The sequence below is a fragment of the Arthrobacter sp. PAMC 25486 genome, from assembly GCF_000785535.1.
Taxonomy (GTDB): domain Bacteria; phylum Actinomycetota; class Actinomycetes; order Actinomycetales; family Micrococcaceae; genus Specibacter.
This window is the reverse complement of the sequence record NZ_CP007595.1, coordinates 2,595,692-2,621,522: the sequence shown is the minus strand read 5'-3', so window position 1 is coordinate 2,621,522 and position 25,831 is coordinate 2,595,692. Positions and strand designations below refer to the sequence as shown.

The following is a 25,831-nucleotide window of genomic DNA, read 5'->3' as shown; positions in this document are numbered from 1 at the left end:
AACGCGAGAGGTCCCAGCCTCTTCGCTCAAACGGGCAGCCGGCCGTTTTGACGATGGGGAGCGGCTGCACACTCGGGCTGCCGAGTGCAATACTTTCCAATATGGCAACCGAACTGCGGCGCTGGCGCCGAATCACCGACTTCATAGGCATCACAGAATCTGAAGAGGCTACACGCAATCGGCCACGGCCATGGTCCGGCCGGTGGTGGCTTCGCCTGGTTCCTATAGCGCTCATTGTCATTGCGGTCGCAGTGGTTGGTCAGGTGTTGCACCTCTGAGAAGGCCTCTTTGCTTGAAGAAAGCGTGGTGGCTCGCCCCTGCAGATGGATTGCACCGAGGGCGGCACTACCCTCATGTCAACAGTTGCACGGGGCGTTTGCAATGAATGTGCCAATCTGGGGCACGTAGCGGCATTCCGAAGGGGAACCTCTACCGGGACGGTGAATATTGTTCGAAGCTCTGAAGCGACGTTGGCAGGAGTTACTTCATGAGCACGGTTTCTTAGATGCGAAGGCATCTGCCTCGATGAGCTTCTCCTGTGACCGTAGAGTGGGTTGCATGATGACTAGAGTTGCGCTGTCGGTCCGGGCTTTATCCATTGCGCTGCTAGTTGCCGGAGCGATTGTGGTTACGTTCACCAATCTCGGCATACTGGGATGGATCCTAATAGTTGCGGGAATCGTCGTTCTAGTTATCGCCATGACCCGACCAAGACAGTCCCGGCGGTAAACTGCGCTTGACCGGATTGCCAGATAGATATTGACCGTCGCAGATGGGGAACGGTTTACGGGGCAGCTCTTTGACCAAGGTAGCTGAAATCGGAGAACCGGACCGGCTTAGCTACCGGCCACTGGTCAACGAGGGTGATAAATTCAGGGTTCATCAGGGTCGAATTACTGAGAAACCGAGGCAAATCATCGAAAACAACGAGAACAACGATCTGACCATTAAAACGCTCACCGTTAATGTTCCAAAACTGCGAGACATATCAGAGACAGAGGGAATTTCTAGGCTCTTTTCGCTCCTACGTGCCCTTGACGTCGACTGCGAACTTAATGAGTCAGGAACCGGGATCAGTTATGGTCCTGGAGGCGAGGGAATCGAGGGGTCGGAAGCTGAGTTCGCCCAATCCTTGGTAAGTATCTTTGACGCGCGCTTGCTGATGACCCATAAATAACCAGCTCATGAGTTTCCTACCGTGGACCCGCTAACACAGTGTTCGTAACGGGAACCCTCTGCGAGGTGCACATTTCCATCCGAGGGTGCTCAACGGGCTACTTTCGGGACCAAGAGGCTCTGGCGCCTGAATTGCTTCGGGCATCCGCGGCATATTACGGTGATGCCATGATTTCTATCCGCGCAGCTATCGATACCGACTACTCTGCACTACTCGAGATCTGGCGGCGCTCTGTAGAGGCAACACACGAGTTCTTGACGCCAGCGGATGTCGATGCCATTGAGCAGGACGTAGCAACATATTTGCCGCAGATGTCCGACCTGCGCGTTGCCGAAGAAGGTGGGCAACTCATAGGGTTCATCGCGATCGAGAATGACACAGTGGAGATGCTGTTTGTTGATGCGCTTGCGCAGGGCCGTGGGATCGGAAGTGCCCTACTTGCTTCTGTCGTCACTGGCCGGGAGTCCATACGAGTCGATGTCAACGAACAGAATCCATCGGGACGAAACTTTTACGCCGCAAAAGGATTCACTGAGATAGGTCGGTCCGAAACCGACGGTGAAGGCCGCGCGTTCCCGCTTCTGCACCTGCACCTCGCACCTGCACAGGCATATCAACCACAAAGTTAACAGTCACTCACCTGAATGTCGTCCCGCAAGCCGGTCCATGGCCGGTCCAACCGCCATCAAGGATACCCGGAACGACAGTCCGCGTGCTTCCGCGGTCGCCGGATTCCCGTATACCCCGCCCGCAAAATTGCCCGGTGAAGGGACCCTATACGGGACAGGACTTCTGTTCATGTGAGGTCATTCTTCTGGCTCCGACAATCGCTGGGTCGGTGCTCACCAATGCCTGATGGATACAGAGAGTTTAGTTGTCGTACTAGGGACGGAGCGCTGTCATCTTCATCAACGGCAAACTGCCTGTAGGAAAGTGACACAAAACTGAGAATTTCGGTCTCACGGGCCGAGCGTCGTCGCAGGCAAAACAATCCGCTGGTGATGGCCACGCCGGGAGAACCGGTGTGCGGCCGGCCCGCCGCTCAGGCCGCGCCGCCGTTGGCGTAGATTACCTGGCCGTTGACCCAGCGGGCAGTTCCGGCCAGCGCCGAGACGACCCCGGCAATGTCCTCCGCCGTGCCGAGCCGGCCCATGGGGTTGAGCCCCGCAATGGTTTCGATGAGCTGCGCAGGCTTTCCCTCACGGAACAGCGGCGTGTCTGTGGGGCCCGGCGCCACCGTGTTGACGGTGACGTCGCGGCCGCGCAACTCGCGCGCCAGGACCAGGGTGAGCGCCTCGACAGCGCCCTTCGACATCGCGTACGCTGCGTAGCCCGGCGACTGGAGCCGGGTGATGCTGGTGGAGAACAGGACTATCGCCCCGCCCGCCCGAACCCGACGGGCTGCCTGCTGGGCGACGACGGCGGTGCCCCTGACGTTTGTGCGCTGCACCTGGTCAAAAACCGCCAGGTCCAGCTCGGTCAACGGCGCCAGCGGCATGATGCCCGCGGTGTGCACGACGACGTCGACCCCGCCGAACGCCTCTTCTGCAGCCCCGAAAAGTTTGTCCATGGCGGACTCGTCCGCAGCGTCCCCGCCGACGGCGATCGCCTGGCCGCCCGCCGCGCGGACCTCATCCACCACGTCTTCCGCCCGCCCGCGGTTTCCGCCGTAGTGGGCAGTGATGGCAAAGCCGTCGGCGGCGAGGCGTTGGGCCACGGCGCGGCCTATGCCACCGGAGGTGCCGGTCACGATCGCGCTGCGGGTCTGGTTGCTTTCCATGAAAACTCCTATATGAACAAGTTGTACACCATTTACGCTATGTCATAATGAACAACATGTCCATAAAAACTTTGTCCGGTGAGGCCCTGCCGGAACGGCGCGGGAGGGGCCGGCGACCCGCCGCGGAAGTACGGGGCAGGGTGGTTGCCGCAGCTGCCGAGCTGCTGTTCGAGCAGGGCCTGCCCGCCGTCACGTTCGACAAGGTGGCCGCACTCGCAGGCTCTAGCAAGACGACCCTCTACAAGTGGTGGCCCAGCGCCGGGGCGCTCGCCGCAGAAGCCTACTTCAACCGCGTGGAGCACACGCTTGAGTTCCCTGACACCGGCGACATCGAGGCGGACCTGCGCACCCAATTGCGCGCGTTCGTGCACCTCCTGGCCGAGGAGGGCGCCGGCACCGTCATTGCGGAATTGATCGGCGCCTCGCAAACCGACCCGGCACTGCGGGCGGCATTCTCGGCGGCCTACTCACGTCCGCGGCGGGACCTGGCGATTGCGGCGCTGCAGCGGGCGCGGGACCGCGGCCAGCTCCGCGGCGGCTTCTCCCTGGATGTCATCGTCGACCAACTCTGGGGCGCTTGCTACCACCGCCTCGTCATCCCCGACGAGCCCCTCACCGTCGAGTTCGCCGACGAGCTCGTCCGCAACGCACTCCACGGAGCGTTCCCGGCGCCGCGCTGACCCGATCCACGCACGACGACTGGCGGAACAGAGGCTACGCCAGGGGTGACAGTGCCAGGAAGAACAGCGCTCCCAAGGCAACACATACAACCGGGGTGACAACCCAGGCGCCGGCGATCCGAATCAGTACCCGCCCATTGGTTGAGGAGAAGCGCTGGTTGGCCCCGGCCCCCACCGTGGCCGCTGTGACGGTATGGGTGGTGGACAACGGCATGTGAAGGCCGAACGCACCAAAAAACAGCAAGGCGGCACCCACCAGCTGGGCCACAAAACCGCGCATGGGGTCAATCCGAACCAGCCGGTGTCCCAAAGTGTAGGAGATGCGCCAGCCGCCCCAAAGAGTGCCAGCCGTAAGCATCACAGCAGTAAATATGGGCACCCACAAGGGTATCTCCCCAGCCCCAATCGTGCCGGCTGCTATCAGCGCAAACAGGACAACCGCCGTCGTGCGCTGGCCATCTTGCAAACCATGCCCAAAGGCCACAGCAGCCCCCGCCACGGACTGCAACTGGCGGGTGCGCCGGTTCACGCTGTTGGGTGCGGTGTTCCGCGCGGCCCACGACGTGGGATAGACCGCGGCGAATCCCAACACAAAAGCCACGATCGGCGAAACCAGCAATGGCAGCAGCACCAGCGTCAACATGGTGGTGTTGATCCCCTCCAGCGGCGATTGGCCCATCATGGCCGAACCGAGTGAAGCACCCACCAAGGCGCTTATCAACGCATGCGTGGACGAGGACGGATAGCCGCGCCACCACAGGTAAATGCCCCACAGGCACGCCCCGATCAGCGACGCCAGCAGCAGAATCAGCCCGTTCTTGCCAGGCGGCACCGTGAACAGCTTCTCTGCGAACGCGGCGGTCAGCGCCACACTCGCCAGGGCGCCGAGACAGTTGAACAGGGCCGCGAGCAGGACCGCGATGGAGGGTGTCAGTGCACGGGTCCGGACCGAAAGTGCGACGGCGGAGGAGGCATCGCGGAAACCGTTCAGGAATGCGAAGACCGCCGCCGTGACGAGCACGGCACCGAGCAGGAAGGCGACCAAGCCTAGGATTCCTTAACGATGAGGCTGCCCACCTGTATGGCGACGGCACGCATTTGTCCGCTGGCGGCCGCGAATTGGTCGGCGAGGGTCTTGTACTTGGCGAAGGTTGTGGGGCTGTGGGCCTCCAGCAGTTCGGCGACAACTATCCTGTGGGTGTGATCGGCACGTTTGGCCAGGCGCAGCACCTCAAGCCAATAGTCCTCTAGGCTGTCGAGGTCGTTGAGGGACTTCATGGCCCCGGTGGTCAGCTCCGCCTGGCGGGACAGGATTTCCAGCTGGTCACTGACCCGGTTGGGGATGCGGTCAAGGGTGTACAGCTCGATGACTTCCCCGGCACCTGCAAGGATTTCGCTGGTTTCATTGAGGAGCTGGCCCAACGCGTAAAGGTCTTCGCGCGGCAGCGGGTTGATGAAGCTGGTGCGCATGCCTGTCAAGAGTGTGGCGAAATCCGCCGTTGAGGCGGCTTCGTGCTGGCGCAGTGATTCCGTCAGTGCCCCGAAGTTTCCTCGTCCGGCGCCGAGCATCTCTGCAAGGGTGTGTGTGCCGGCCAGAATCTGCTCTGCCATGTTGGCCAGGACCTGCAGCCCGGCGGTCTCCTGGGGGAAAAGTCGAAGCTTCACCATGCAGCCTTTTCGTTGGCGGATCCCATCGGGTTCCGGGACTCTCAGGGCATAAAAGTGGTGTCGAACCGGGAGCGCCTCTCGGCACTGGGCCGCTCTAGGCGGCTATAAAATGGAGCCCGGGGGTTCCACGGTTCGACACCGCTTTCAGTCTTCTACGTCCTGACCCCAGTGTCAACCGGGGCCCAGTTTCTCAGTCGAGTTCGCCCTTGCGCCACGACTTGGCGGCACCCTCTAGATCCTCGGCCGTGCGCACCAATTGGTGGGCCTTCTTTGTCAACGCTGCCGAGTGCTCGGCGTGAGCGGCAACACGTTCCTCAGCGAGTGTGGCCTGGCCCAACGCAATGACCCGGCAAAACGCGGCCGAGCGTTCAAGCGCAACGTCGAAGTCGCCGTCGAACGCGCCAGAGAGAATGGCGTTCGCCATGGCAGTGATTTCCTCGGCTCCGGGAGGCTCGGCCACACCGGCCACGGCGGTGGCCACCTGTGCCTTTTGCTGGCCCGCACGGAAGAACACGCTGATGCCCTCGGGGTCCTGCAAGGTGGCTGCACGCAATGCGTACAGACGCCACAGGGCGCCGGGGAGGGAGCGGGCCGGGCTGGCTGCCCACATCTCGGCGATGGCTTCAAGGCCCTGCTTGTCGGCAAGCTTCACCAGCCGCTTGGTCACCTCGGGGTCGTTGCTTTCACGGCCGCCGTGGACCAAGGCCCGGGCAGCAAGGTGTGCTGCTTCGGAAACGCGCGCCGGATCGATGCCACCAGCAAACGGCTCAAAGTCAGCCGGTGCAAACGGCACCGGCTTGTGCGGTCGGGGAGCGTTGTTGACTGGTCGATCATTCATGACACGACACTACCCCTGCTGCCCGGTGCGGTCGAGGGAGGCCGCGTCATTGCACTGAATCCTGGTGTTGGGGTCCGTGGTCAAATTGCATTCTGGTGCATGCCGTGCGGTAGTCTGATATGCGTCAACTTTTGCAGGGATGGTTTCATCGTTGTACGGGTTGTCGTTTAGGTCGGGCCTTTAGCTCAGTTGGTAGAGCATCGGACTTTTAATCCGTGGGTCGCGGGTTCGAGCCCCGCAGGGCCCACCGACCACAAGAATGCCGCCGTTTGACGCATTTGCCACAGTTTGATCTGTGGAAAATGTGTCAAACGGCGGCATTTTTTGTTCTTGGTGGGAGTTGGCCGGGCCGGCGCGTCAGTACCCCCGGGAGGAGTCCTCCAACGTGGAAGATGATTCCAGCGCCGCGATGAATTCATCCGAGGTGGTGGGAGTTGAGAACATTGGATAATCAAACTTCACCGCCGACTCGCCCTCCTCCACGCTCGTGGCAGCCACGGCATCGGTCAGGGTCACCACGTTGTAGCCGCGTTCATACGCGGTGCGCATGGTGGATTCCACACAACAGTTGGTCAGAAACCCCGCCAGTGCCACGGTCTTGATGCCCTTGGCGCGCAGGATGAAGTCAAGGTTGGTGCTGCCAAACGCGTCCAGGCCACGCTTGCCTTCAATGACAATGTCGGACTCCGCCGGGGCAAACCTGTCCATGATTTTGGCACCCCACGCGCCCTTCACGAACGCCGTGGCGTCTACCACGCCCTTGAGGATGCCGTAGGGGTGCTTGGAAATTTCGTTGTAGCCGGGCGCAAAGCTGATGGGGGAGTGGATGACGGTGGCCCCTGCCGCACGGGCGGCGGCGAGCACCTTCTCTGCGTTGTCCAAGGTGGCGTTGGCCTCCATGGAGTCCTTGACGGCGCCGTGCAGGACCCCGCCCTCGGAGGTGAAATCGTTTTGAAACTCAATGAAAACCACAGCTGTTGAATCAGTATCCACGGCGTTGCTCCTTGGGTTGGGGGAAGGAATCCCAGACAAGGCTGAATCTACCGCCGCCGGATGGACATTGGTAGGGCCGTCCAAGGTGGCAAGATAGTTCCATGACAACAAACGCCCCCGCACTTGCCCTGACCATCGCCGGATCCGAAGCGACTGGCGGTGCCGGTGCCCAGGCCGACCTCAAAACGTTCCAGGAGCTGGGCGTTTTCGGCATTGTGAACCTGACCTGCATCGTCTCCTTTGATCCCAAGGACAACTGGAACCACCGTTTCGTGCCTGTGGACCAGCAGGTCATTGCGGACCAGCTGGAGGCCACGACGGCGGCCTACGGCAAAAACTCCGGCGCACCCACCACGTTGGACACGGTCAAGATAGGCATGATGGGCAGCCCCGCCACCATCAACACCGTGGAAACCGCACTGCAGGCTGCCGCGTTCAAGAATGTGGTGCTTGACCCGGTGCTGATCTGCAAGGGCCAGGAGCCCGGCCACGCACTGGACACCGACCAGGCGTTGAAGGCTCAGCTCCTGCCGCTGGCCACGTTCGTCACACCCAATCATTTTGAGGCCGAATCGCTCTCCGGGATGACCATCAACAATGTTGAGGACCTGAAGGCGGCCGCCCGCAAGATCCACGAGATCAGCGGCGCAGCAGTCCTCGCCAAGGGCGGGGTGCGCCTGATTGGGGCAGACGCCGTCGACGTCTTCTTTGATGGGGTGACCCTTGAGGTCCTCTCTGCACCGAAGGTTGGCGAGGTGGCTGTCTCCGGTGCAGGCTGTTCACTGGCCGCAGCCGTGACCGCCGAGCTGGCCAAGGGGGCAACACCGTTGGAGGCCGCCCGCACGGCCAAGGCTTTTGTCACCGCAGGCATCAAGAACCGTGTTGCCTCGGGTGCGCCGTTCACTGCCCTCTGGCAGGGCGGCGCCCGCGCATAACGGCCCCCGGAACCCGCAGCCGGGACACTGTTGCCAGCGCCAGCCCAGTGTGCCAAGCTCACTTTATGAGTGTCAATGAAGCCTTGGAATCCGACCCCTTCGACGCAACCGTGCGCATGACCCGCAACGATGCCCGGCACCGCTACGAGCTCTATGCTGCGGAGGAACTGGCAGTGATCATCACGTTCAAGGACCTGCCGGGGCACATCGACCTTGTCCACACCATTGGCCAGCCCGGCTTTGAGGGGCGCGGGCTGGCCAAGGTGCTGGCCCGCTACGCGCTCGACGACGTGGTGGCCTCCGGCAAGCGCATCATCCCGCATTGCAGCTACGTGGCCCGGTTCCTGGAGAAGCATCCGGACCCGTACCTGCAGTACACGGACTTCCCCGAGGACGCGTAGATGGACCGCCCCGTTGCGCTGATCACTGGCGCCACTTCCGGGCTCGGTGCCGAGTTTGCCCAGCAGCTCGGCCGCGCCCAGCATGATTTGGTGCTGGTTGCCCGTGACGCCGCCCGGCTTGAGGTCAAGGCCGTCCGGCTGCGCAACGACTTTGGCATTGACGTTGCGATCCTGCCGGCGGACTTGATTACGGACGACGGCGTTGCTTCCGTCAGTGCCCGGCTGGCGGACCCTGCCGTCCCCGTCTCGGTCTTGGTCAACAATGCCGGGTTCTCGCTTGTGAAGGCCTTTGAGAAGAACACGGTGGAGGACGAGGCCGCGCACCTGCGGATCCTGGCCCAGACGCCCATGGAGCTCACACACGCCGTGCTGCCGGGGATGCTGGAGCGCGGCAGCGGGCGCATCATCAACGTCTCAAGTGTCTCGGCGTTCATCCCGCGTGGCACGTACGGCGCCGCCAAGGCGTGGGGTGTCAGCTTCAGCCGCTTCGCCAACCTGCGGTACGGCCCGCGCGGGGTCAACGTGACGGCTGTGTGCCCCGGCTTTGTGCACACCGAGTTCCACCAGCGCATGGGCGCGGACATGAAAGGCGTGAAGCCGTGGATGTGGCTGGACGCCGAGCAGGTGGTGCGCGAGGGCCTGGCCGACAACGCAGCAGGCAAGGCCGTATCCGTCCCGTCCAGGCGATATCGGGTGCTCATGGCAGCCACTAAGTTCATCCCTGACAGGCTGTCCGCGGCCGCAGGCAATCGCGGCCGCTAGTCCCCACACCCTCCCAAATCAGATCCGCTGGCGCGTCTCTGATCTGGGTCCCTCGGGCGTGTGGGCCCACCACTTGCCGGCCCGAAAATCGCTGGCGCGTCTCTGATCTGGGTCCCTCGGGCGTGTGGGCCCACCGAAACCCGCGTGGGGACCGCCTGCGCTAGGCGTCGATGGATTCCGGGCGGCCCACTGTGATGGGGATTCCGGTGCCCGGGGTTGGCGGCTCGTAGGAGTCGTCAAAGGGCAGATAGTCCATGTCCAGCAGCGGATTTTGGTCCTGGGTCGCCACCAGCTCCCGAGCCTCTTCCTCCGTCGATACGCTTGGCATGGAGCCGGGTAGCGGCTTCTGGGAAGATTCCCGCAGGAAATAGATGCCCACTGCGCCAATGGCGGAAGTCAGCATCAGATAGTAGGCAGGCATCATCTGATTGCCGGTGAGGGTGATCAGGCCCTTCATGATGAAGGGGGCGGTGCCGCCAAAGATCGCTACGGCAAAGTTGTAGGAGATGCCCATCCCGCCGTAGCGGCTGGACGTCGGGAACAATGCCGGCAGTGCCGAGGCCAGGTTTGACACGTAGAACGTGACGGGGAAAGCGATCAGCGCAAGCCCCAGCAATGTGGTCCAGACGGGACCTACGCCGATAAGCATGAAGGCCGGGGTGGCCAGCACCACTGTACTTATCGCGCCGACCCACAACACGGGGCGGCGGCCGATCCTGTCGGAGAGGCGTCCGGCCAGTGGTATGCACACGGCCATGGCGACCAGAATGGGGATGGTAAGTATGGTTCCGTGCACCGGGTCATAACCCATGGAATCGGTCAAATATGTTGGCATGTAGGACGTGAGTGCGTAGCCCGCGGTATTGGCTGCTGCCACAAGAATCATGGCGAGCAGGACTTGCCGCCAGTACACCTTGACCAGGTGGACAGGACCGTTTGAAGTGTCCTCGTCACCGGCGGCAGCAGACTTGGACTTCTCTTCGTTGGCGTCCAAGGTGGCTTGGAACTGGGGAGACTCCTCGATCTTCATGCGGAAGTACACAGCAACGAGACCCAAGGGTCCCGCGACCAGGAAGGGCAGGCGCCAGCCCCACTGTTCCATGGCCTCCTGGCCAAGGGTCAGCTGCAGCACAGAGACTAGCGCGGCACCGATGGCGAAGCCCATGTAGCTGCCCAGGTCGAGGATGCTGGCGAAGTAGCCGCGGCGTTTGTCCGGGGCGTATTCGCTGACGAAGGTGGTGGCGCCGGCATACTCGCCGCCGGTGGAGAAGCCCTGAACGAGCTTGACCACCACAAGAAGCACGGCAGCCCAAATGCCTATTTGTGCGTACCCGGGCAGAAGCCCAACGGCGAACGTCGACGCGGCCATGACGATCAGCGTCATGGCCAGCACCTTCTGCCGCCCAATTTTGTCACCCATCCAACCAAACACAACGCCACCGAGCGGGCGGGCCAGGAAGGTTGCGGCAAAGGTGCCCAGGAGGAACAGGGTCTGTACGTCAGGGTCCGAATCCGGCAGGAACACCGGGCCCATGGTGGCGATCAGGTATCCAAAGACACCGACGTCGTACCATTCCATGGTGTTTCCGACAACGGTGCCACTAAGTGCTTTTTTGAGCATTGGGGCATCAACAACATTTACGTCGTCGATGCCCAATCTGCGTTTTTTGAGTTTGGGCAAACGGGGCTTTTTGAGCCGGGGTTGCGAGCGTTCTGCGGTGTCCTTAACACCTGTTTCCGGTTGAGTCATGCTTCGGTCTATGGGCATTTGTTTATCCCCTTAAGGAATCCATTTGCTTGCGACTTTCTGCTGCATCGCTACGGGCAGACCTTAGATTCTAGCAGACGGGCCATTTTCCGCCCTGGGCGGGGTTCTTGTCAATGACGCAAAAACCCCGCAGGAGAAGGCCTGGAACTGCCTTCCCTGCGGGGTTTCGTGCACTTCTTTTTCGGTTGATTGCGACACCTTAAACGGCGCATCCGGTTCCCGTGCGGGAAGCGGAGTCAGGCGTCGTGGTTGGTCTCCAGGATGCGGACCAGTGCGTCCAAGGCCTCGCCTGCGGAGTCGTCCTCGGTGCGCAGGACAACGACTTCGCCGTGCTCCACACCAAGGCTCATGAGTGCGAGCATGCTGTCGGCGTCCACCGCTTCGTCGACGGCCTCGCCGGCACGCGCAATGGTCACTTCCGCGTCCAGTTCACCGGCGGCTTCGGCAAAGATCGAGGCCGGGCGGGCGTGCAGCCCTACGGTGCTGGCAATGGTGGCGGTACGTTCAATCATGGTGTGCTCCTAAAAGGTACGAAAAAAGGTAAATCAGAGGCCGAGTTCGGCCAGGGCTGGCAGCCCGGCACGGACCAGCTTGCGGGCCTCGGCGGCGGACGGTGCGGCAACGGCCCGGTCCGCCAAAGCCCTGGCCTGCTCCAGGGTGACAGTGCGCAGCACAGCGGCCACGGCCGGCAAGGCGCGCGGCGTCATGGACAGCGTGCTGACCCCCAAACCGGCAAGGACGACGGCGAGGGCCGGGTCCGCGGCCGACTCGCCGCACACGCCCACGGGCTTGGGTGATGACGTCTCAAGTGAGACTGAGTGCTTGGCCTGTGAGATGGCGCCCTCAACAGTTGCCTGGACAAGGGCCAGCACGGCTGGCTGCCAGGGGTCGTTGAGGCCGGCCAGGGTGCCCAGCTGTCTGTCCGCGGCCATGGCGTACTGGGTGAGGTCGTTCGTGCCGAGACTGGCAAACTCCACCTGGTCCAGGATGTGCCGTGCGGTCAGGGCCGCGGACGGCACCTCCACCATGACACCCGGGATGCGCAGGCCGGCGGCCGTGCACAGGGCGGCAAAGTCTGCTGCCTCGGCAGAGGTGGAAATCATCGGGGCCATGACCCACACCTCGGCGGAAGCCGCAGCGGCCGCAGCGGCAATGGCGGCCAGCTGCCGGGCCAGCACCCCCGGGGTGGTCAGGTCGGTGCGGTAGCCGCGCACACCGAGTGCGGGGTTGGGCTCGGTGGAATCCGTGAGGAACGGCAGCGGCTTGTCAGCCCCGGCATCAAGGGTGCGGACCACAACCTTCTTGCCCGGGAAGGCGTCAAAGACACCCTTGTAGGCGGCCACCTGGTCGTCGTGACCGGGCTCGGTGCTGTTGCCGAGGAAGCAAAATTCGGTGCGCAGCAGGCCCACGCCCTGGGCGTTGGCAGCGGCCGCCTCACCGGCATCCTTGGCCCCGCCCACATTCGCCAGCAGCGGGATCAGCGTGCCGTCGGCAAGCTGCCCCTCACCGTCAAAGACACTGAGTAAAGAAGACTTTTCCTCCCACACGGCAACGGCGGAACGTTCGGAGTCGCCAGGTTCGGTGCTGACAACCCCGGCGGAGCCGTCAACGAAGACGAGTGCGCCGTCGGCGATGCCGGAGACGCCAACCGCGGCAACCACGGCCGGCAGCCCCAGGCTGCGGGCAATGATGGCGGTGTGCGACTGCGGGCCTCCGCCCGCCGTGACCAGTGCAATGACCTTTGACGGGTCAAGCGTGGCCGTGTCGGCAGGGGCAAGGTCCTCGGCCACCAGGATGAACGGCTCGGCGAAGTCGGGGATTTCCGGGGCGGGCACCCCGCGCAGCACAGCCACGATCCGGGACCGGACGTCCAGGACGTCGTGGGAACGCTCGGCCATCATGCCGCCGAGGTTCGCCAGCATGTTCGCAACTGTGTCGCCGGCCTCCCAGATGGCCCGTTCGGCGGAGGTGCCGGTGTTGACCAGCTTGATGGCTGCCTTGATCAACATGGGGTCGGTGGCCATCAGGGCCGTGGCTTCCAGCACTTCCCGGCCGGCACCATCGGCGCGTGCGGCACGCTCCTGCAACTGCGCTTTCACTGTTGCCCCGGCGGACTTGAGGGATGCCGCGGCAGTCTCGGGCGCCGTCGAACTTTCCAACTTTTCACCAACGGGAGGTTCGGCCAACGCGGGCGGCATGTGCCGGACCGGGCCAATGACACGGCCCCGGAAGACGCCAACTCCAACAAAGTTTTGCACGGGTGCTCCTTCGAAAATCATTTCAGGACTTAGCTGGCCTGGCTTGCAAGCTGCGTTGCTGCAAGGGTATCAACGGGCTTGCGCACGGCCCAGCGCTTGAGTGCAACAACCGCGAAACCGGCCACGACGGTGCCCGCCAGGATGGAAACTACGAACATGACGACGTTGCCGATCGCGAAGAAGACGAAGATGCCGCCGTGGGGTGCCTGCGAGGTCACGTGGAAGGCCATGGTCATGGCACCTGTCACGGCGCCGCCCAGCATGGAGGCGGGGATGACGCGTAAGGGATCGGCGGCCGCGAACGGGATGGCGCCTTCGGTGATGAACGAGGCGCCGAGCAGCCAGGCGGCCTTGCCGTTTTCACGCTCGGCAAGAGAGAAACGCTTCGCATCGAGCACGGTGGCCAACGCCATCGCCAGCGGCGGGACCATACCCGCAGCCATGACAGTGGCCATGATTTCCCACGGCGCTTGGGCGGCAATGCTGCCCGCGCCGAGCCCGGCAACCGCAAATGCGTAGGCCACCTTGTTGACAGGCCCGCCCAGGTCAAAGCACATCATCAGGCCCAGGATGATGCCAAGCGCGACGGCGGATGCCCCGGTCATGCCTGTCAGCCAGCTGTTCAAACCGTCGGAGAGTGCGGCGATGGGCGCGCCCAGGAAGAGGAGCATGGCGCCGGAGGCGATGATGGAGCCCAACAGTGGGATGATCACGACGGGCATGAGGCCGCGCAGCCAGCGGGGCACCTTCCAGCTGCCGATCCAGTAGGCGGCGAGGCCGGCAAGGATGCCGCCCACCAGCCCGCCCAGGAAACCGGCACCCATGAACACGGCAATCGCGCCGGCCGTGAAGCCGGGGGCGATGCCGGGTCGGTCGGCGATGCCGAACGCGATGTAGCCCGCCAACGCAGGGACCAGGAAGCTCATGGACAGGTTGCCGATGGTGAACGCCACGGCGCCAAGGTAGGCACCGAGCGGGCCCAGGGCCTGGTCCGGGAAGTCCGTGGGCAGGTTGGCCAGGCTGTTGGTTGTCAGGATCTTGTCCGCGAAGTCCGGAATCAGGAAACCGCCCAGCAGGAAGCCCAGGGCGATCAGCAAACCGCCGCCGGCCACGAACGGGATCATGTAGCTGACGCCGGTCAGCAGGACCTTCTTGATCTTGGCGCCGAGGCTTTCACTGGAGGATTCGGCCTTCTGGTCGGCGGCTTCCTCTGCGCCGAAGTGCGGCACACGGTGCGCGTTGGGGTTGTTCGACGCGGCAACAGCTTCCTGGACCATCTTGGCGGGTTCGTCAATGCCGCGCTTCACGGGCGAGCTGACGAGGGGCTTGCCGGCAAAGCGCTCCTTGCCGCGCACATCCACGTCGACGGCAAAAATCACGGCGTCCGCTGCTGCAATGACGGCCGGGTCCAGCGGTGTCACGGCGCCGGAGCCCTGCGTCTCGACCTGCAGGTCAACACCGGCCTCCTCGGCTGCGGCGACGAGCGAATCGGCGGCCATGTACGTGTGGGCGATTCCCGTGGGACACGCCGTCACGGCAACGATCCGCTTCCGGCGGGCCGGCTCGGGTGTGGCGGCGGCTGCGCCGGGATCGGCTTGCGCCGCAGGTGCGGCTGTTGCCGTGGCCGGCTTGGGTTTGTCTGCCAGCGCTTCGTCGACGAGGGCGACGATGTCGGCCGGGGTTGCTGCTGCGCGCAGGGCCGCCGTGAAGTCCTTCTTGATGAGGGAGCGGGCCAGCTTGGAGAGCAGCTTGAGGTGGGCGTTGTCGGCGCCGGCCGGGGCCGCAATGAAGAAGATGATGTCGGCCGGGCCGTCTTTGGCACCGAAGTCGACAGCAGGGTTCAGACGGGCCATGGCGAGTGTGGGTTCAAGCACCGCCTCGGAGCGGCAGTGCGGGATGGCGATGCCGCCGGGGACGCCGGTGGCGGTTTTTTGCTCGCGGGCCAGCGCATCGGCGAACAATCCTGCAACTTCGGAGGCCCGGCCGGTCTTTGCAATGAGCTCGGCCAGGGTGCGGATGACGGAGGTGGTGTCCATGCCAAGGTTGGCGTCAAGGAGCACCAGATCGGTGCTAATGAGGGTGGTCATGTTAGATCTCTTCGACTGAGGCCAGAGCCGTCACGGTGACGGCGGTGGGGGTTGTTTGAGCGAGGGAGGGAACCATGGTTCCGGGGAGGGAAGCTGCGGCCGCCCCATGGGCCACTGCTTGCTGCAGGCACGCCTCGGGAGAGTCCCCGCGGAGTGTGCTCAACAGATATCCGGACAAGGCGGAATCGCCCGCGCCGACGGTGCTTTTTGCTTCAATGGCAGGGCCGCGGCCGTGCCAACTGCCGTTTGCGCTCACCAGGACGGCACCCTTGGAACCAAGCGTGGCCAGGACTGCGCCGACACCTCGATGGATGAGGGACGTGGATGCGTCCGCTGCCAATGAGGGGTCCGCCTCGATGGCCTGTCCGTCGGCAATGCCAGTCAGTTCGGCGAGTTCTTCGCCGTTGGGCTTGAGCAGGTCCGGGGCCGAGCGCAGGCATTCGCGCAGCGGTGCACCGGAAGAGTCAACCGCGATCTTCGGGGCTTTCGTTCCGTAGGCGGCACGCACAGCATCGATGACGACGGCATAAAAATCTGCAGGGACTCCGGGCGGCAGCGAGCCGGCAAGGACGAGCCAGGAAGCGCCGTCGGACTTTTCCACGGTGAGCGCCAGCAGGTCCGCAAGCTGTGCGGCGGTGAGCACCGGGCCTGGCTCGTTGACCTTGGTGGTGGTCCCGTCGGGCTCGGTGATGGCCACGTTGCTGCGCAGCGCCGCCCCGATGGGGAGGGTGAGGTGCGGGATGTTTTCAAGGGCCAGGGCGCGGACGACGGCGTCATCCGCGTCCCCGGGCAACAGCGCGAGCGACTCAATGCCGGAAGCAGACAAAGCACGGACAATGTTCACTCCCTTGCCGCCTGGGTGCTGAGAGGCTGAGGTTGCACGCTGGACCGCGCCGCGTTCCAGAGGGGCCTGGAGCTCGATGGTGCGGTCCAGGCTTGGGTTGGGGGTCAGGGTGAGGATCATGCGATCACGACCTCAACGCCGGCAGCGGCCAGGGCTGCCGCAAGTTCGGCAGACGGTTCGGCGGTGGTGATCAACGTGTCGATCTCCTCAAGGGTTGCAAAGCGGACAAGTGTTTCGGCGCCGAGCTTGGAAGCGTCAGCCAAGACCACGACCTGCCGGGCGGCCCGGACCATGGCGGTCTTGGTGGCCGCCTCGACGGGGTCGGGGGTGCTCAAGCCGAAGCCGGCGTGGATGCCGTTGGTGCCAATGAAGGCAATGTCGGGGCGCAGTGCACCGAGCTGCTCCGTGGCGCGGGCGCCCACGACTGCGCTGGTCAAGCCCCTGACACGTCCGCCGACAATGTCCAACAGCAGGTGTTTGTTGGTGCTCAACGAAGCGGCGGTGGGGAGGGAGTTGGTGATGACGAGCAGCTCGTCGCCGTCGTTGGCGGGGATCCAGTCGTCCAGGCGTTCGGCGAGAGCCGCCGTGGTGGTGCCCGAGTCCAACAGGATCGAGGCCGTCGGTGCGTGGGGGATGAGTGCCAGTGCAGCCGTGGCGATGCGCTGCTTCTCATCCAGGTGCTGGGTTTGGCGCTCGGTCAGGCTCAGCTCCGAGCGGGTCAGCCGGTCGGTACCAACCGCGCCGCCGTGGACGCGGCGCAATTGGCCCGCTTCCTCAAGGGCGGCGAGGTCGCGGCGGACGGTTTCCTGGGTGACGGAAAACAGTTCGGCCAGTTCGTTCACGCCGACCCGGCCCCGGGCGCTGACGAGTTCGGCGGTCCTGAGATGGCGTTCCTCCGCAAACATGACGTTCCTTCCGATGGTGGCGACTGCCTGCATGATCCGCTGACGGCGCCGATGCCCGTGATGCGAGTCACAGGAAGTTGTTTCAGCTGACTTTATCTGTGTTTATCTTTGAATGTCAAGACGATTCCCACATAAACACAGATTGATGGTGTGGGCAGGGGGCTCCGGGCGCCGGCTTTTGCCCAACTCAGCGCGATTCTGCCGTCCAAACTGCAGGCGGCCACCCGGCGGGTGAACCGGCGCCGAGACACGAGCCGCCACACCCCAATGGGTAGTCTGGCCCCATGGAAACTGTTGCGTGGTCCCACCCCGAAAACGAACGCGCGGGAAAGCCGCTGCTGCTCATGCTGCACGGTTACGGCTCGGATGAGTCCCGCATGAGCGCCCTGTTCAAGGACATGCCGCAGGGGTTCGTGTGTGCTGCACCTCGCGCCCCGCTGGATATTTCCGGTGACTACGGTTGGTTCCTCCTGGACTACTTCCTGGCCAACGACTTCGCCGAGGTGGTGGGCGCGACCACCGCAGTGCTGGCCTGGCTGGACACCATGATGGTCAAGCACCAGTTCAGCTCCGTCTCCGTCCTCGGCTTCTCGCAGGGCATGGCCATGGCCACCACTCTCATTCGGCTGCGCCCGGACAAATTCACGGCCGGCGTTGGACTCTCCGGATTCGCCCTCCAGAATGAACTGCTCGCCGCCATGGAGCCGCTGGCCCGCAAGCTCCCGTTCTTTTGGGCCCGCGGCACCGCCGACCTTGTCATCAACCCCGACGCCATCGCATTCACCGCCGAATGGCTGGCCCACAACACCGATCTGCAACAGGCCCGCTACGACGGCGTGGGCCACAACTTCAGCGCCGCCGAGCTCGCCGACGTCTCATCATTTTTGACAGCCACCGTGCCCGGCTCCTTCGTGCCCAAGGGGTAGCCGCCCGAATTCCCCCGCCCGGACGCGGGGATGCGAAACCCGGCCCGCTCGTCGCCAAAGCAGCCAACTGCCGCCGCCGATTCAACCAAAAGGTTGATGGTCGGCGTCGTGCGCGTCCGTAGACTGGAAGCAAAGCCCAACCAGGGGCCCACCAGCAAAGGACATCCCATGAAGAAGCTCTTTTACTCATCGTTCGCGTACATGGTCATTGGCGTGCTCTCTGGCCTGTTTTACCGCGAGTACACCAAGGGCAAGGACTTCACCGGCTTCACCCAGCTCTCGGTCGTCCATACGCACCTGCTCACGCTCGGCTTCATCGTCCTGCTCATTGTGCTCATCCTGGAAAAGCTGTTCACGCTGTCTAAATCGCGCCTGTTCAACTGGTTCTTCTGGACGTACAACGCCGGCCTGATCCTGACCGCGGCCATCATGGTGGTCCACGGCATCCTGCAGGTCAACGGCACCACCGACGTCTCCGCAGCCATCCCCGGAATCGCCGGCCTGGGCCACATCCTGCTCAGCGTGGCCATGGTGCTGCTGTTCCTGGCACTGCGCACCCGGCTGTTTGGTGCCTCTGTGAAGCACGACGCCGGAGCCTCCTCAGCGCTCGCAGGCTGAGGTTCCAGCCGGGTGCGGACGGGCGGTTCCCCCGGCTGATTCCACCGGCTGATCCCACCGGCGCTGAGACGTAGGCTGGCCGGACAGGTGCCGTTGGAAACGCCGGCGGCCACCAGTCCGGACGGAGAGCGGTGTGAACGAGTCGGAGACCGACGTCTGGATCTTGTCATTCGGGTGGCTGGAGCGGATCCTGTTTGGCCAGATCGAGGAGCAGCTCGGGAAAGCCCACACGCCAAATCCACGGGAAGATTCCATTGCCTGGGCACTGAAATACTGCCGAAGGGGTTATTTGGTGGCGGGCGATTACGGGGAATGCGGCTTGGTGAAATGGCCGGAAACGGACGATGCTTTGGAAGCCAGGATGTGCCTGTGGCTTGAGCCCGATCCGCTGGATCCGTTGGGGCCCGTCATGACACTGATGTTTGACCTTACGGCGGCCGGCCGGGCCCTCATTCCAGAAGGTCTGCGATATTAGGGCGCCACGGAAGCATGCGGGCTGACCACCGGATGGGTATTCCCACAGTGAATGACGGGGCTGCACCCGGGTTGGGGAGTTACGCTGGAGTGACGATCACGGCAGGGGAGTCAATGGCACGCAAAGATCTCAATCATGTGGGGATGGGCGCTGCCCCGGGCTTTGCCAAAAACACGGCCAGGGCCAACCCTGCCGTGGAAATGGCGGCCGGTGCGGCATTTGATGCTCGCGGAAACCCAACGCCGGCGGTCCATGGCATGTTGCTGCGGGCCGTCGAGGTACAGCGGCCCCTGGTGCTGGCAAACCTGCGCCGCCTGCGCCGGCGCTACCCGAACGCCACCGCCTTTGAACTGAGCCAGCGCCTCGAACGCGACTTCCTCTCCGGCGTCGGAACCGGCGGTGCAGCCATCGGTGCCACCGCCATCATCCCCGGCGTCGGAACTGTTGCCGCACTGTCGATTTCCGCAGCGGCCACTGTTGTTTTCCTTGAAGCCACCGCCTTGTACGCCCAATCCATCGCCGAACTCCACGGTGTGCGGTTGGCGAATCCCGAAAGCGCCCAGCTCACCGTCATGGCCATTATTCTGGGCGACGAGGGGCAGGCCATGTTGGCCGGCTTGACCGGGCACGCTCTCGGCAACGGCAAAACACCCATGCAGGCGTGGGGCAAGACGTTTAGCAAGAATGTGCCGCTGGCTTCCGTCAAGGGCCTTGTGGCGCCCATGCAAAAAATGTTCCTGCGCAAGATGGCCGTCAAGGGCAGCGCCTCAATTGTTGGCAGGGCGTTGCCGTTCGGCATTGGTGCAGCCGTCGGCGGCGTGGGCAACTACATGATGGGCAGGGCGGTGATCGCCTCGGCCCAGCGGGCCTTCGGCCCGGCGCCCCTGGAAATCCCGCCGCTGTTACTCGCCGAACTTAATGCGCCGAAGCCTGCGAAAGTGAAGGCGCTGAAACCGGGAAAGCCCGCCAAGCCCGCCAAGGCCGGTAAGGCTGCGAAGGTCAAGACGCCGAAGGGTCCGAAAGCTCCCCGACGCCCGCGCTGACGGGCCGCAGGAATGAGCACCGTCGAACTACCCGAACACCAGCGTCGCGATCGTGAAGATGGCGACGCCGGCGAGCGAACCGACCACCGTGCCGTTGATGCGGATGAACTGCAGGTCCTTGCCCACCTGAAGCTCAATCTTCTGGCTGGTTTCGGCAGCATCCCAGCGCTCCACGGTGTCGGTGATCAGGGATGTGATCTCGTGTTTGTAGGTGCCGACGAGATATGCGGCGGCGTCCGAAATCCACTTGTTGGCCTTGGCTGCCAGCTCGTCGTCGGTGGTAAGGCGGAGACCAAATTCCTGCACGGCAGAAGTGAACTTGAGCCGGAGTTCCGAGTTGGGGTCCTCGACGGCGTCCGTCAGTGCGGACTTGATGGTTTCCCAGGTGCGCCCGGCCAGTTCGCGGACTTCCGGGTCGCCCAGGACCTGGGCCTTCATGCCCTCGGCCTTCGCGATCATGGCGGGGTCGTGCTGCAGTTCCTGGGCCAGTTCCTGCAAATAGTTGTCCAGCTGCAGGCGGACCTCATGCTGGGGATCGTCCTGCACGGCGCGGGCGAACTTGTAGAACTCGGTGTAGATCTTGTCGCCGACGAGGCCGTCCACGAAGCCGGGAACCCAGCTGGGTGAGCGATTGGCCACGAGTCCGCTGATGGTGGTGTGGTTGGCGCGAATCCACGTCGTTGACCTGTCGACGAGCAGGTCAACGAGGGAGTGGTGGTGGCCTTCGGCAAAAATTCGCTCGGCGAGTTTTCCGATGGGCGGGCCCCACGGTGGTTCCAGGACATGCTTGCGCACCATGGACTCGATGATGTCCTTGACGTCGTCGTCCTTCAGCACGGCCATGGCACCGCGAATGGCGGCGGCACCCTCGGTGGCCACGCGCTGGGCACTTTCCGGTTTGGCCAGCCAGGCCCCGGCTTTTTGGGCAATCTGCGTGGATGCCAGTTTCTGGGCAACGACTTCTTCGGAGAGGAAGTTGGTTTCCACAAACTCGGCCAGGGATTCCCCGATCTCGTCCTTGCGGTTGGGGATGATGGCCGTGTGCGGGATCTTGATGCCCATGGGGTAACGGAACAGCGCCGTCACCGCGAACCAGTCTGCCAGGGCACCCACCATGCCGCCTTCGGCCGCCGCGCGGACGTACGCCAGCCACGGATATTTGTGTTCAAGGGCAAAAGCGAAGCAGAAAACCACCGCCATGAACACCAGCAGCCCCAACGCAATGTTCTTCATGCGCCGCAGTGCCACCGCCTTCGCAACATCGGGGTGCGGTGGAAGTCCGGACGGGTCAAGCTGTTGTGTCTGCGCCATGAAGTAAGCGTAGCGTGGAGCCATGACGGTTCAGATTTTTGCCCACCGCGGTTCCAGCGGCGCCTACGCCGAACACACCCGGGCCGCCTATTTACAGGCCCTGGCCGACGGCGCCGACGGAGTTGAGTGCGACCTCCACCTCACGGGTGACGGCCACCTTGTCCTGCTGCATGACGAAACCGTGGACCGGACCTCCAATGGCAGCGGCCCCGTGGCGGAAATGACCCTAGCGCAGCTGCGCATGCTGGATTTCAGTTCGTGGCACGGCGCCGCCATCCCGCCGGAATTCGGCTCCCAGACGGACCAGCTGCTGACCCTGCCCGAGCTGCTGGAGATCCTTGCCGACGCGCAGCGGAACATCGGCCTCGCCATCGAGTTCAAGTACGCTGCTAATTTTGATCCGGCTCTGGTCGATGCCGCCCTGGAAACCCTGCGTGGCCACGGCTGGACCCCCGAGCCCTCGACGGCCGGGAACGTCGAGCTTTCCTTCATGTCCTTTCACCCCGCGGCCGTCAAATATTTGGCGCAGCGGGTGTCGCCGGCCCAGCTCTGCCAGCTCCTTGAAATTGTTGGGTCGGAGGAGTCGGCGGAGCAAGGGCAGCGTCACCAGATGATGGACGACGGCGTGGCCCACCTTGCCGGGCCCGGCGTCGAGTACCTGCGTGAGCACCCGGGGGACGTAGCCCGCTGGGTTTCTGCCGGGCGCGTCCTGCGGGTGTGGACGGTGAACACCGCAGCAGAACTTCAGCTGTGCCTTGGCGCGGGCGTCGCCCAGGTGACCACCAATGTGCCGCGCGAGATCAGGGAAATGCTGGCGGCACGCCTGTAAATGCAGGCGCCCTTGACCCGATGCGTATGCCGTGTGGTTGCATGGAACCATGGCATCGAGAATTGAAGACTACGCACTCCTGTCAGATCTGCACACGGGCGCCCTGGTGGGCCGGGATGGCAGCATCGACTGGTTGTGTTTTCCACGGTTTGACTCACCCGCAGTGTTCACGGCTCTGCTGGGAACATCCGACCACGGCCGCTGGCTCATGGCACCCACCCATCCGGAGGCTGCCGTTGCGCACCGCTGCTATGCGGATCGGACGTTCATCCTTGAAACGGTGTGGGAAACACCCGACGGTTCCGCCAAGATCACCGACTTCATGCCGTTGGGTGACCGCCGCGCCTCCATTGTGCGCCGCATTGAAGGCCTGCACGGCCTTGTGGAGTTTGGCCAAAACATCACCATCCGCCCGATCTACGGCAAGGTCCTGCCCTGGGTGCGGCGTGTGGAGGAGGCAGACGGCGCCGAGGCCATCATTGCCGTTGCGGGACCAGACGCCCTGGTGCTGCGCGGCGATGAGCTGCCACACGCCGTCGACCATGAACACGCAGGCACCTTCACCGTGCGGGCAGGGGAGCGGGTTGAGCAGGAGCTGACCTGGTACCCCTCGCACAGGAAGATTCCGGTGGCCATCGACACCGACTCGGCCCTGGCACAGACATCCAAATATTGGCAGGACTGGGCCGCGCGCTACAACCAGGACGGCAAGTATGCGGACCTGGTGGAGCGTTCGCTGCTGGTGTTGCGGGCGCTGACGCACGAGGACACCGGCGGCATTGTGGCGGCCCCCACCACGTCGCTGCCGGAGGATTTTGGTGGCGCACGAAACTGGGACTACCGCTTTTGCTGGCTGCGCGATGCGGCCCTGACGCTTGAGGCCATGCTGACCCACGGCTATGCGGATGAGGCGCTGAAATGGCGTGACTGGCTGCTGCGTGCGGTGGCCGGCGACCCCGAGGACCTGCAGATCATGTACGGTCTCTCCGGCGAACGGGACCTGACGGAGGGCGAACTGGAGCATCTGCCCGGCTATGAGGGTGCGCTGCCGGTGCGTATTGGCAATGGTGCCGTGGGCCAGTACCAGGCCGATGTTGTGGGCGAGGTGCTGGTGGCCCTGGAAAAGCTGCGCCTGGCGGGCGGGCACGAGGACCATTTCTCGTGGCCGCTGCAGCAGGCCATGCTGGGATTCATTGAGAAGCACCTTGAGGCCAAGGACCACGGCATCTGGGAAATGCGCGGGGACCTGCTGCACTTCACACATTCGCGCGTCATGATGTGGGCCGCGTTCGACTGTGCCGTGCGGGCCGTACTGGACCACGGCCTGGCAGGGCCTGTTGAGCGGTGGGCGGAACTCCGTGAAAAGTTGCGTGCAGAAATCCTCGAATTCGGCTTCAACAAGGAACTGAACACCTTCACGCAAACGTACGGCGGCACCACCACGGACGCCTCACTCCTAGTCCTGCCGCAAGTGGGATTTGTGGGGTACAGCTCCCCTGAGATGCTGGGCACGGTTGCCGCACTGGAAGCCGAACTTGTTGATGAGCACGGGCTGATCTTGCGCTACCAGACCGCTTCCGGACTGGACGGCCTGGCGCCCGGCGAACACCCGTTCCTCGCCTGCTCCTTCTGGTTGGTTGAGCAGTATGCGCATACGGGCCGCCGCAAGGATGCCTTCGCCCTGATGGACACCCTGGTGGGGCTCGCCAACGAACTGGGGCTCCTCAGCGAGGAGTACGACATGGTGCAGGGTCGGATGGCGGGGAACTTCCCACAGGCCTTCTCCCACCTGGCCCTGGTTCGGGCCGCTGACGCCTTGCATGGCACCGAACACCTGAGCCTGTCGGATGAGCCCATCGACACGCACACCATGCCCATCGTTGTGCCGCAGTGAGCAGACAGGCACTGCTGCAATCCCTGAAGGCCTCCCCGGCGGCGAAGATCGGCGCCTCGATCGCGATCGCCACCGGCCTGTACGGGGTCTCCTTCGGCGCGCTGTCCGTGGCGTCGGGGCTGAGCTTTTGGCAGACCATGGTGCTGAGCCTGCTGCTCTTTAGCGGCGGCTCGCAATTTGCCTTCATCGGTGTCATTGCGGCCGGCGGGACCGGCGTTGCCGCCATGAGTGCCTCGGCGCTGTTGGGCATCCGCAACGGTGTTTACGGCATGCAGCTCAACGCCCTGCTGCGGCCCACGGGTTGGCGCCGCTTTGCCGCAGCCCACGTCACGATCGATGAATCCACGGCGACGGCCACCGGCCAGAGCGATCCTGCCGAGCAAAAGCGGGGCTTCTGGGTTGCCGGTCTGGGTATATTCCTGTTGTGGAATATTATGACGGCGGTGGGTGCGGTGCTGGGTGATGCGCTGGGCGACCCCAAGCAGTGGGGGGCCTGGACGGTGCCGCCGTGGCAGCGTTCCTTGGCCTGTTGTGGCCGCGCATCAAGGCGTTCCAGCCGGCCGCGATCGCCGTGGTCTGTGCCGTGGTGACGCTGCTTGCGGTTCCCTTTGTGCCCCCGGGTGTGCCGATTTTAGTGGCTGCCCTGGTGGCTGGGCTCATCGGCTGGTTCCGCAACGGTGGCACGCCGGACCACGCGCCTGGCCATGTTGACGACGGCATGGAGCCTGACATTGAGCCGTACAGGCATGCGGACGACGAGCACGCCGCCGGTGCCCGCGAGCTGGACGCCCAGGGAACCGGTGCCCAAGGTGCGCAGAGTGCCGGAACGAGCGGAACCGGTGCCCCAGGTGCAAGTCCCAAGGGGGAGACGCCATGAGTTTGTGGTTTTGGCTGCTGGTTGCCGTGGTTTTGGGTTACCTGACGAAGCTGCTGGGCTATCTTGTTCCGGCCAAGGTGTTGGCGAATCCGCGCATGTCCCGGGTGGCGGGCACACTCACCATCGGGCTCCTGGCATCCCTCACGGTGGTGAATGCGGCGGCCAGCGGCACCTCGGTGGTGGCGGATGCCAGGCTCGGCGCACTCGTGGCGGCGGCCATTGCGCTCTGGCTCAAGGCCCCGTTCCTGGTGGTGGTCATTGTTGGCGCGGCCGCCGCCGCGGGGCTGCGGCTGCTCGGCGTTCCCTGACTGCTGTGCGAATCCCTTCGCTACCCACACCCGCTAAGGATGGCCGGGCGGCGATAATGGAAGCCGGACACACCCGTTAATAATGAGGAGAGAATCATGATCGTGGCATTTTCAGTGGCGCCCAGCGGAACCCCGATTGAGGAGCCGGCAGGCACGGGTGACGACGCCTCCGTCCACACAGCCGTCGCCGCTGCCGTTAAGGTGGTGCGAGAATCGGGCCTGCCCAACCACACCAGCTCCATGTTCACCGAAATAGAGGGTGAATGGGATGAGGTCATGGACGTGGTCAAGCGCGCAACCGAGGCCGTGGCCCGCTACGGTTCCCGCGTCTCCCTGGTCTTGAAAGCCGACATCCGCCCCGGCCACACCGGTGAACTCAGCGGCAAGGTGACCCGGCTGGAAGGTGCGCTCGACACGCTTGGTGACTGACCGGCGTCGTGCGTGGAAAAACTCC

Annotated in this window: 25 protein-coding genes, 1 tRNA gene and 1 pseudogene; 15 read left to right on the top strand and 12 right to left on the bottom strand. The window is 63.9% G+C overall.

What is annotated here, in order from left to right:
- Nucleotides 1-1,344: 1,344 nt before the first annotated feature.
- The gene (locus art_RS12050; protein ID WP_038469935.1) at nt 1,345-1,806 is read left to right on the top strand and encodes a GNAT family N-acetyltransferase; all 462 of its coding nucleotides are present in this window, start codon (nt 1,345-1,347) and stop codon (nt 1,804-1,806) included.
- 413 nt (nt 1,807-2,219) lie between these two features.
- Here the strand turns inward: art_RS12050 and art_RS12045 are convergent, their stop codons facing one another.
- On the bottom strand, nt 2,220-2,957 hold the full coding sequence (locus art_RS12045; protein WP_038465214.1) for an SDR family oxidoreductase: 738 nt from the start codon (nt 2,955-2,957) through the stop codon (nt 2,220-2,222).
- A 56-nt stretch (nt 2,958-3,013) separates the two neighbouring features.
- Here art_RS12045 and art_RS12040 point away from each other — a divergent pair, with 56 nt between their 5' ends.
- Nucleotides 3,014-3,637: a TetR/AcrR family transcriptional regulator gene (locus art_RS12040; RefSeq protein ID WP_052136372.1), complete on the top strand. Its 624-nt coding sequence runs from the start codon at nt 3,014-3,016 to the stop codon at nt 3,635-3,637.
- Nucleotides 3,638-3,671: 34 nt separating this feature from the next.
- Here art_RS12040 and art_RS12035 read toward each other — a convergent pair whose 3' ends face one another.
- The 3 genes from art_RS12035 to art_RS12025 form a co-directional block, all read right to left on the bottom strand.
- A complete protein-coding gene (locus tag art_RS12035; RefSeq protein WP_038465212.1) occupies nt 3,672-4,682 on the bottom strand; it encodes an inorganic phosphate transporter in 1,011 nt (336 codons plus the stop codon).
- A gap of 2 nt (nt 4,683-4,684) precedes the next feature.
- Nucleotides 4,685-5,305, bottom strand: a complete 621-nt coding sequence (locus art_RS12030; protein WP_253901342.1) for a DUF47 domain-containing protein — start codon at nt 5,303-5,305, stop codon at nt 4,685-4,687.
- A 190-nt stretch (nt 5,306-5,495) separates the two neighbouring features.
- The gene (locus art_RS12025; protein WP_038465210.1) at nt 5,496-6,143 is read right to left on the bottom strand and encodes a hypothetical protein; all 648 of its coding nucleotides are present in this window, start codon (nt 6,141-6,143) and stop codon (nt 5,496-5,498) included.
- 174 nt (nt 6,144-6,317) lie between these two features.
- On the opposite strand from art_RS12025, the gene art_RS12020 reads away from it, so the two are divergent.
- Nucleotides 6,318-6,390: transfer RNA gene (locus art_RS12020), tRNA-Lys, on the top strand.
- A gap of 110 nt (nt 6,391-6,500) precedes the next feature.
- Here art_RS12020 and art_RS12015 read toward each other — a convergent pair.
- The gene (locus tag art_RS12015; RefSeq protein WP_052136371.1) at nt 6,501-7,136 is read right to left on the bottom strand and encodes a cysteine hydrolase; all 636 of its coding nucleotides are present in this window, start codon (nt 7,134-7,136) and stop codon (nt 6,501-6,503) included.
- A 101-nt stretch (nt 7,137-7,237) separates the two neighbouring features.
- Here art_RS12015 and art_RS12010 point away from each other — a divergent pair, with 101 nt between their 5' ends.
- The 3 genes from art_RS12010 (at nt 7,238) to art_RS12000 (ending at nt 9,234) form a co-directional block, all read left to right on the top strand.
- Nucleotides 7,238-8,071 (top strand): hydroxymethylpyrimidine/phosphomethylpyrimidine kinase, encoded by an 834-nt coding sequence (locus art_RS12010; RefSeq protein ID WP_038465208.1) that lies wholly within the window; start codon nt 7,238-7,240, stop codon nt 8,069-8,071.
- Between the two features lie 65 nt (nt 8,072-8,136).
- Complete coding sequence (locus art_RS12005) at nt 8,137-8,472, top strand: GNAT family N-acetyltransferase (protein ID WP_038465206.1); 336 nt, start codon at nt 8,137-8,139, stop codon at nt 8,470-8,472.
- A complete protein-coding gene (locus art_RS12000; RefSeq protein ID WP_038465204.1) occupies nt 8,473-9,234 on the top strand; it encodes an SDR family oxidoreductase in 762 nt (253 codons plus the stop codon).
- A 160-nt stretch (nt 9,235-9,394) separates the two neighbouring features.
- On the opposite strand, the gene art_RS11995 is transcribed toward art_RS12000, so the two are convergent.
- The 6 genes from art_RS11995 to art_RS11970 form a co-directional block, all read right to left on the bottom strand.
- The gene (locus art_RS11995) at nt 9,395-11,002 is read right to left on the bottom strand and encodes an MFS transporter (RefSeq protein ID WP_052136369.1); all 1,608 of its coding nucleotides are present in this window, start codon (nt 11,000-11,002) and stop codon (nt 9,395-9,397) included.
- A gap of 236 nt (nt 11,003-11,238) precedes the next feature.
- A complete protein-coding gene (locus art_RS11990; RefSeq protein WP_038465203.1) occupies nt 11,239-11,514 on the bottom strand; it encodes an HPr family phosphocarrier protein in 276 nt (91 codons plus the stop codon).
- Nucleotides 11,515-11,547: 33 nt separating this feature from the next.
- Nucleotides 11,548-13,260 (bottom strand): phosphoenolpyruvate--protein phosphotransferase, encoded by a 1,713-nt coding sequence (locus art_RS11985; RefSeq protein WP_038465201.1) that lies wholly within the window; start codon nt 13,258-13,260, stop codon nt 11,548-11,550.
- A 29-nt stretch (nt 13,261-13,289) separates the two neighbouring features.
- Complete coding sequence (locus tag art_RS11980; RefSeq protein WP_038465199.1) at nt 13,290-15,347, bottom strand: fructose-specific PTS transporter subunit EIIC; 2,058 nt, start codon at nt 15,345-15,347, stop codon at nt 13,290-13,292.
- Nucleotide 15,348: 1 nt separating this feature from the next.
- Nucleotides 15,349-16,311 carry a 1-phosphofructokinase family hexose kinase gene (locus art_RS11975; RefSeq protein WP_038465197.1) on the bottom strand — a complete coding sequence of 321 codons (963 nt, stop codon included), beginning with the start codon at nt 16,309-16,311 and terminating at the stop codon, nt 15,349-15,351.
- A complete protein-coding gene (locus tag art_RS11970; protein ID WP_038465195.1) occupies nt 16,308-17,096 on the bottom strand; it encodes a DeoR/GlpR family DNA-binding transcription regulator in 789 nt (262 codons plus the stop codon). Before art_RS11970 ends, art_RS11975 begins: the two co-directional genes overlap by 4 nt.
- 284 nt (nt 17,097-17,380) lie before the next feature.
- On the opposite strand from art_RS11970, the gene art_RS11965 reads away from it, so the two are divergent.
- From art_RS11965 to art_RS11950, 4 genes are all read left to right on the top strand, one after another.
- Nucleotides 17,381-18,022, top strand: a complete 642-nt coding sequence (locus tag art_RS11965) for an alpha/beta hydrolase (protein WP_038465193.1) — start codon at nt 17,381-17,383, stop codon at nt 18,020-18,022.
- Between the two features lie 168 nt (nt 18,023-18,190).
- Nucleotides 18,191-18,640, top strand: coding sequence for a DUF2871 domain-containing protein (locus tag art_RS11960; RefSeq protein WP_038465191.1), 450 nt, complete (start codon nt 18,191-18,193; stop codon nt 18,638-18,640).
- Nucleotides 18,641-18,773: 133 nt separating this feature from the next.
- Entirely contained in the window at nt 18,774-19,115 is a 342-nt protein-coding gene (locus art_RS11955; protein WP_038465189.1) for a hypothetical protein, read from the top strand.
- A 113-nt stretch (nt 19,116-19,228) separates the two neighbouring features.
- Nucleotides 19,229-20,158, top strand: coding sequence for a hypothetical protein (locus tag art_RS11950; RefSeq protein ID WP_216699532.1), 930 nt, complete (start codon nt 19,229-19,231; stop codon nt 20,156-20,158).
- A 27-nt stretch (nt 20,159-20,185) separates the two neighbouring features.
- Here art_RS11950 and art_RS11945 read toward each other — a convergent pair whose 3' ends face one another.
- Entirely contained in the window at nt 20,186-21,469 is a 1,284-nt protein-coding gene (locus art_RS11945) for a DUF445 domain-containing protein (RefSeq protein ID WP_038469917.1), read from the bottom strand.
- Nucleotides 21,470-21,491: 22 nt separating this feature from the next.
- On the opposite strand from art_RS11945, the gene art_RS11940 reads away from it, so the two are divergent.
- The 5 genes and pseudogenes from art_RS11940 to art_RS11920 all read left to right on the top strand — a co-directional run bounded on the left by art_RS11940 (nt 21,492) and on the right by art_RS11920 (nt 25,806).
- Nucleotides 21,492-22,298, top strand: a complete 807-nt coding sequence (locus art_RS11940; protein ID WP_038465187.1) for a glycerophosphodiester phosphodiesterase family protein — start codon at nt 21,492-21,494, stop codon at nt 22,296-22,298.
- 31 nt (nt 22,299-22,329) lie between these two features.
- Nucleotides 22,330-24,192, top strand: a complete 1,863-nt coding sequence (locus art_RS11935; RefSeq protein WP_301537936.1) for a glycoside hydrolase family 15 protein — start codon at nt 22,330-22,332, stop codon at nt 24,190-24,192.
- A pseudogene (locus art_RS11930) lies at nt 24,189-25,069 on the top strand (AzlC family ABC transporter permease). Before art_RS11935 ends, art_RS11930 begins: the two are co-directional and overlap by 4 nt.
- Nucleotides 25,066-25,377: an AzlD domain-containing protein gene (locus art_RS11925; protein WP_038465185.1), complete on the top strand. Its 312-nt coding sequence runs from the start codon at nt 25,066-25,068 to the stop codon at nt 25,375-25,377. The pseudogene art_RS11930 and the gene art_RS11925 overlap by 4 nt, the downstream one beginning before the upstream one ends.
- A gap of 96 nt (nt 25,378-25,473) precedes the next feature.
- A complete protein-coding gene (locus tag art_RS11920; protein ID WP_038465183.1) occupies nt 25,474-25,806 on the top strand; it encodes a thiamine-binding protein in 333 nt (110 codons plus the stop codon).
- Nucleotides 25,807-25,831: the final 25 nt, after the last annotated feature.

Excerpts from the sequence above, each read along its gene's own strand:
- art_RS12005 (WP_038465206.1), top strand. The coding sequence starts at position 8,137 with ATGAGTGTCAATGAAGCCTTGGAATCCGACCCCTTCGACGCAACCGTG.
- art_RS11980 (WP_038465199.1), bottom strand. The coding sequence starts at position 15,347 with ATGACCACCCTCATTAGCACCGATCTGGTGCTCCTTGACGCCAACCTT.
- art_RS12040 (WP_052136372.1), top strand. The coding sequence starts at position 3,014 with ATGTCCATAAAAACTTTGTCCGGTGAGGCCCTGCCGGAACGGCGCGGG.
- art_RS11970 (WP_038465195.1), bottom strand. The coding sequence starts at position 17,096 with ATGTTTGCGGAGGAACGCCATCTCAGGACCGCCGAACTCGTCAGCGCC.
- art_RS12010 (WP_038465208.1), top strand. The coding sequence starts at position 7,238 with ATGACAACAAACGCCCCCGCACTTGCCCTGACCATCGCCGGATCCGAA.
- art_RS11995 (WP_052136369.1), bottom strand. The coding sequence starts at position 11,002 with ATGCCCATAGACCGAAGCATGACTCAACCGGAAACAGGTGTTAAGGAC.
- art_RS11950 (WP_216699532.1), top strand. The coding sequence starts at position 19,229 with ATGGCACGCAAAGATCTCAATCATGTGGGGATGGGCGCTGCCCCGGGC.
- art_RS11965 (WP_038465193.1), top strand. The coding sequence starts at position 17,381 with ATGGAAACTGTTGCGTGGTCCCACCCCGAAAACGAACGCGCGGGAAAG.
- art_RS11975 (WP_038465197.1), bottom strand. The coding sequence starts at position 16,311 with ATGATCCTCACCCTGACCCCCAACCCAAGCCTGGACCGCACCATCGAG.
- art_RS11990 (WP_038465203.1), bottom strand. The coding sequence starts at position 11,514 with ATGATTGAACGTACCGCCACCATTGCCAGCACCGTAGGGCTGCACGCC.
- art_RS11960 (WP_038465191.1), top strand. The coding sequence starts at position 18,191 with ATGAAGAAGCTCTTTTACTCATCGTTCGCGTACATGGTCATTGGCGTG.
- art_RS11920 (WP_038465183.1), top strand. The coding sequence starts at position 25,474 with ATGATCGTGGCATTTTCAGTGGCGCCCAGCGGAACCCCGATTGAGGAG.
- art_RS11925 (WP_038465185.1), top strand. The coding sequence starts at position 25,066 with ATGAGTTTGTGGTTTTGGCTGCTGGTTGCCGTGGTTTTGGGTTACCTG.
- art_RS12025 (WP_038465210.1), bottom strand. The coding sequence starts at position 6,143 with ATGAATGATCGACCAGTCAACAACGCTCCCCGACCGCACAAGCCGGTG.
- art_RS12030 (WP_253901342.1), bottom strand. The coding sequence starts at position 5,305 with ATGGTGAAGCTTCGACTTTTCCCCCAGGAGACCGCCGGGCTGCAGGTC.
- art_RS11940 (WP_038465187.1), top strand. The coding sequence starts at position 21,492 with ATGACGGTTCAGATTTTTGCCCACCGCGGTTCCAGCGGCGCCTACGCC.
- art_RS12000 (WP_038465204.1), top strand. The coding sequence starts at position 8,473 with ATGGACCGCCCCGTTGCGCTGATCACTGGCGCCACTTCCGGGCTCGGT.
- art_RS12045 (WP_038465214.1), bottom strand. The coding sequence starts at position 2,957 with ATGGAAAGCAACCAGACCCGCAGCGCGATCGTGACCGGCACCTCCGGT.
- art_RS11945 (WP_038469917.1), bottom strand. The coding sequence starts at position 21,469 with ATGGCGCAGACACAACAGCTTGACCCGTCCGGACTTCCACCGCACCCC.
- art_RS12050 (WP_038469935.1), top strand. The coding sequence starts at position 1,345 with ATGATTTCTATCCGCGCAGCTATCGATACCGACTACTCTGCACTACTC.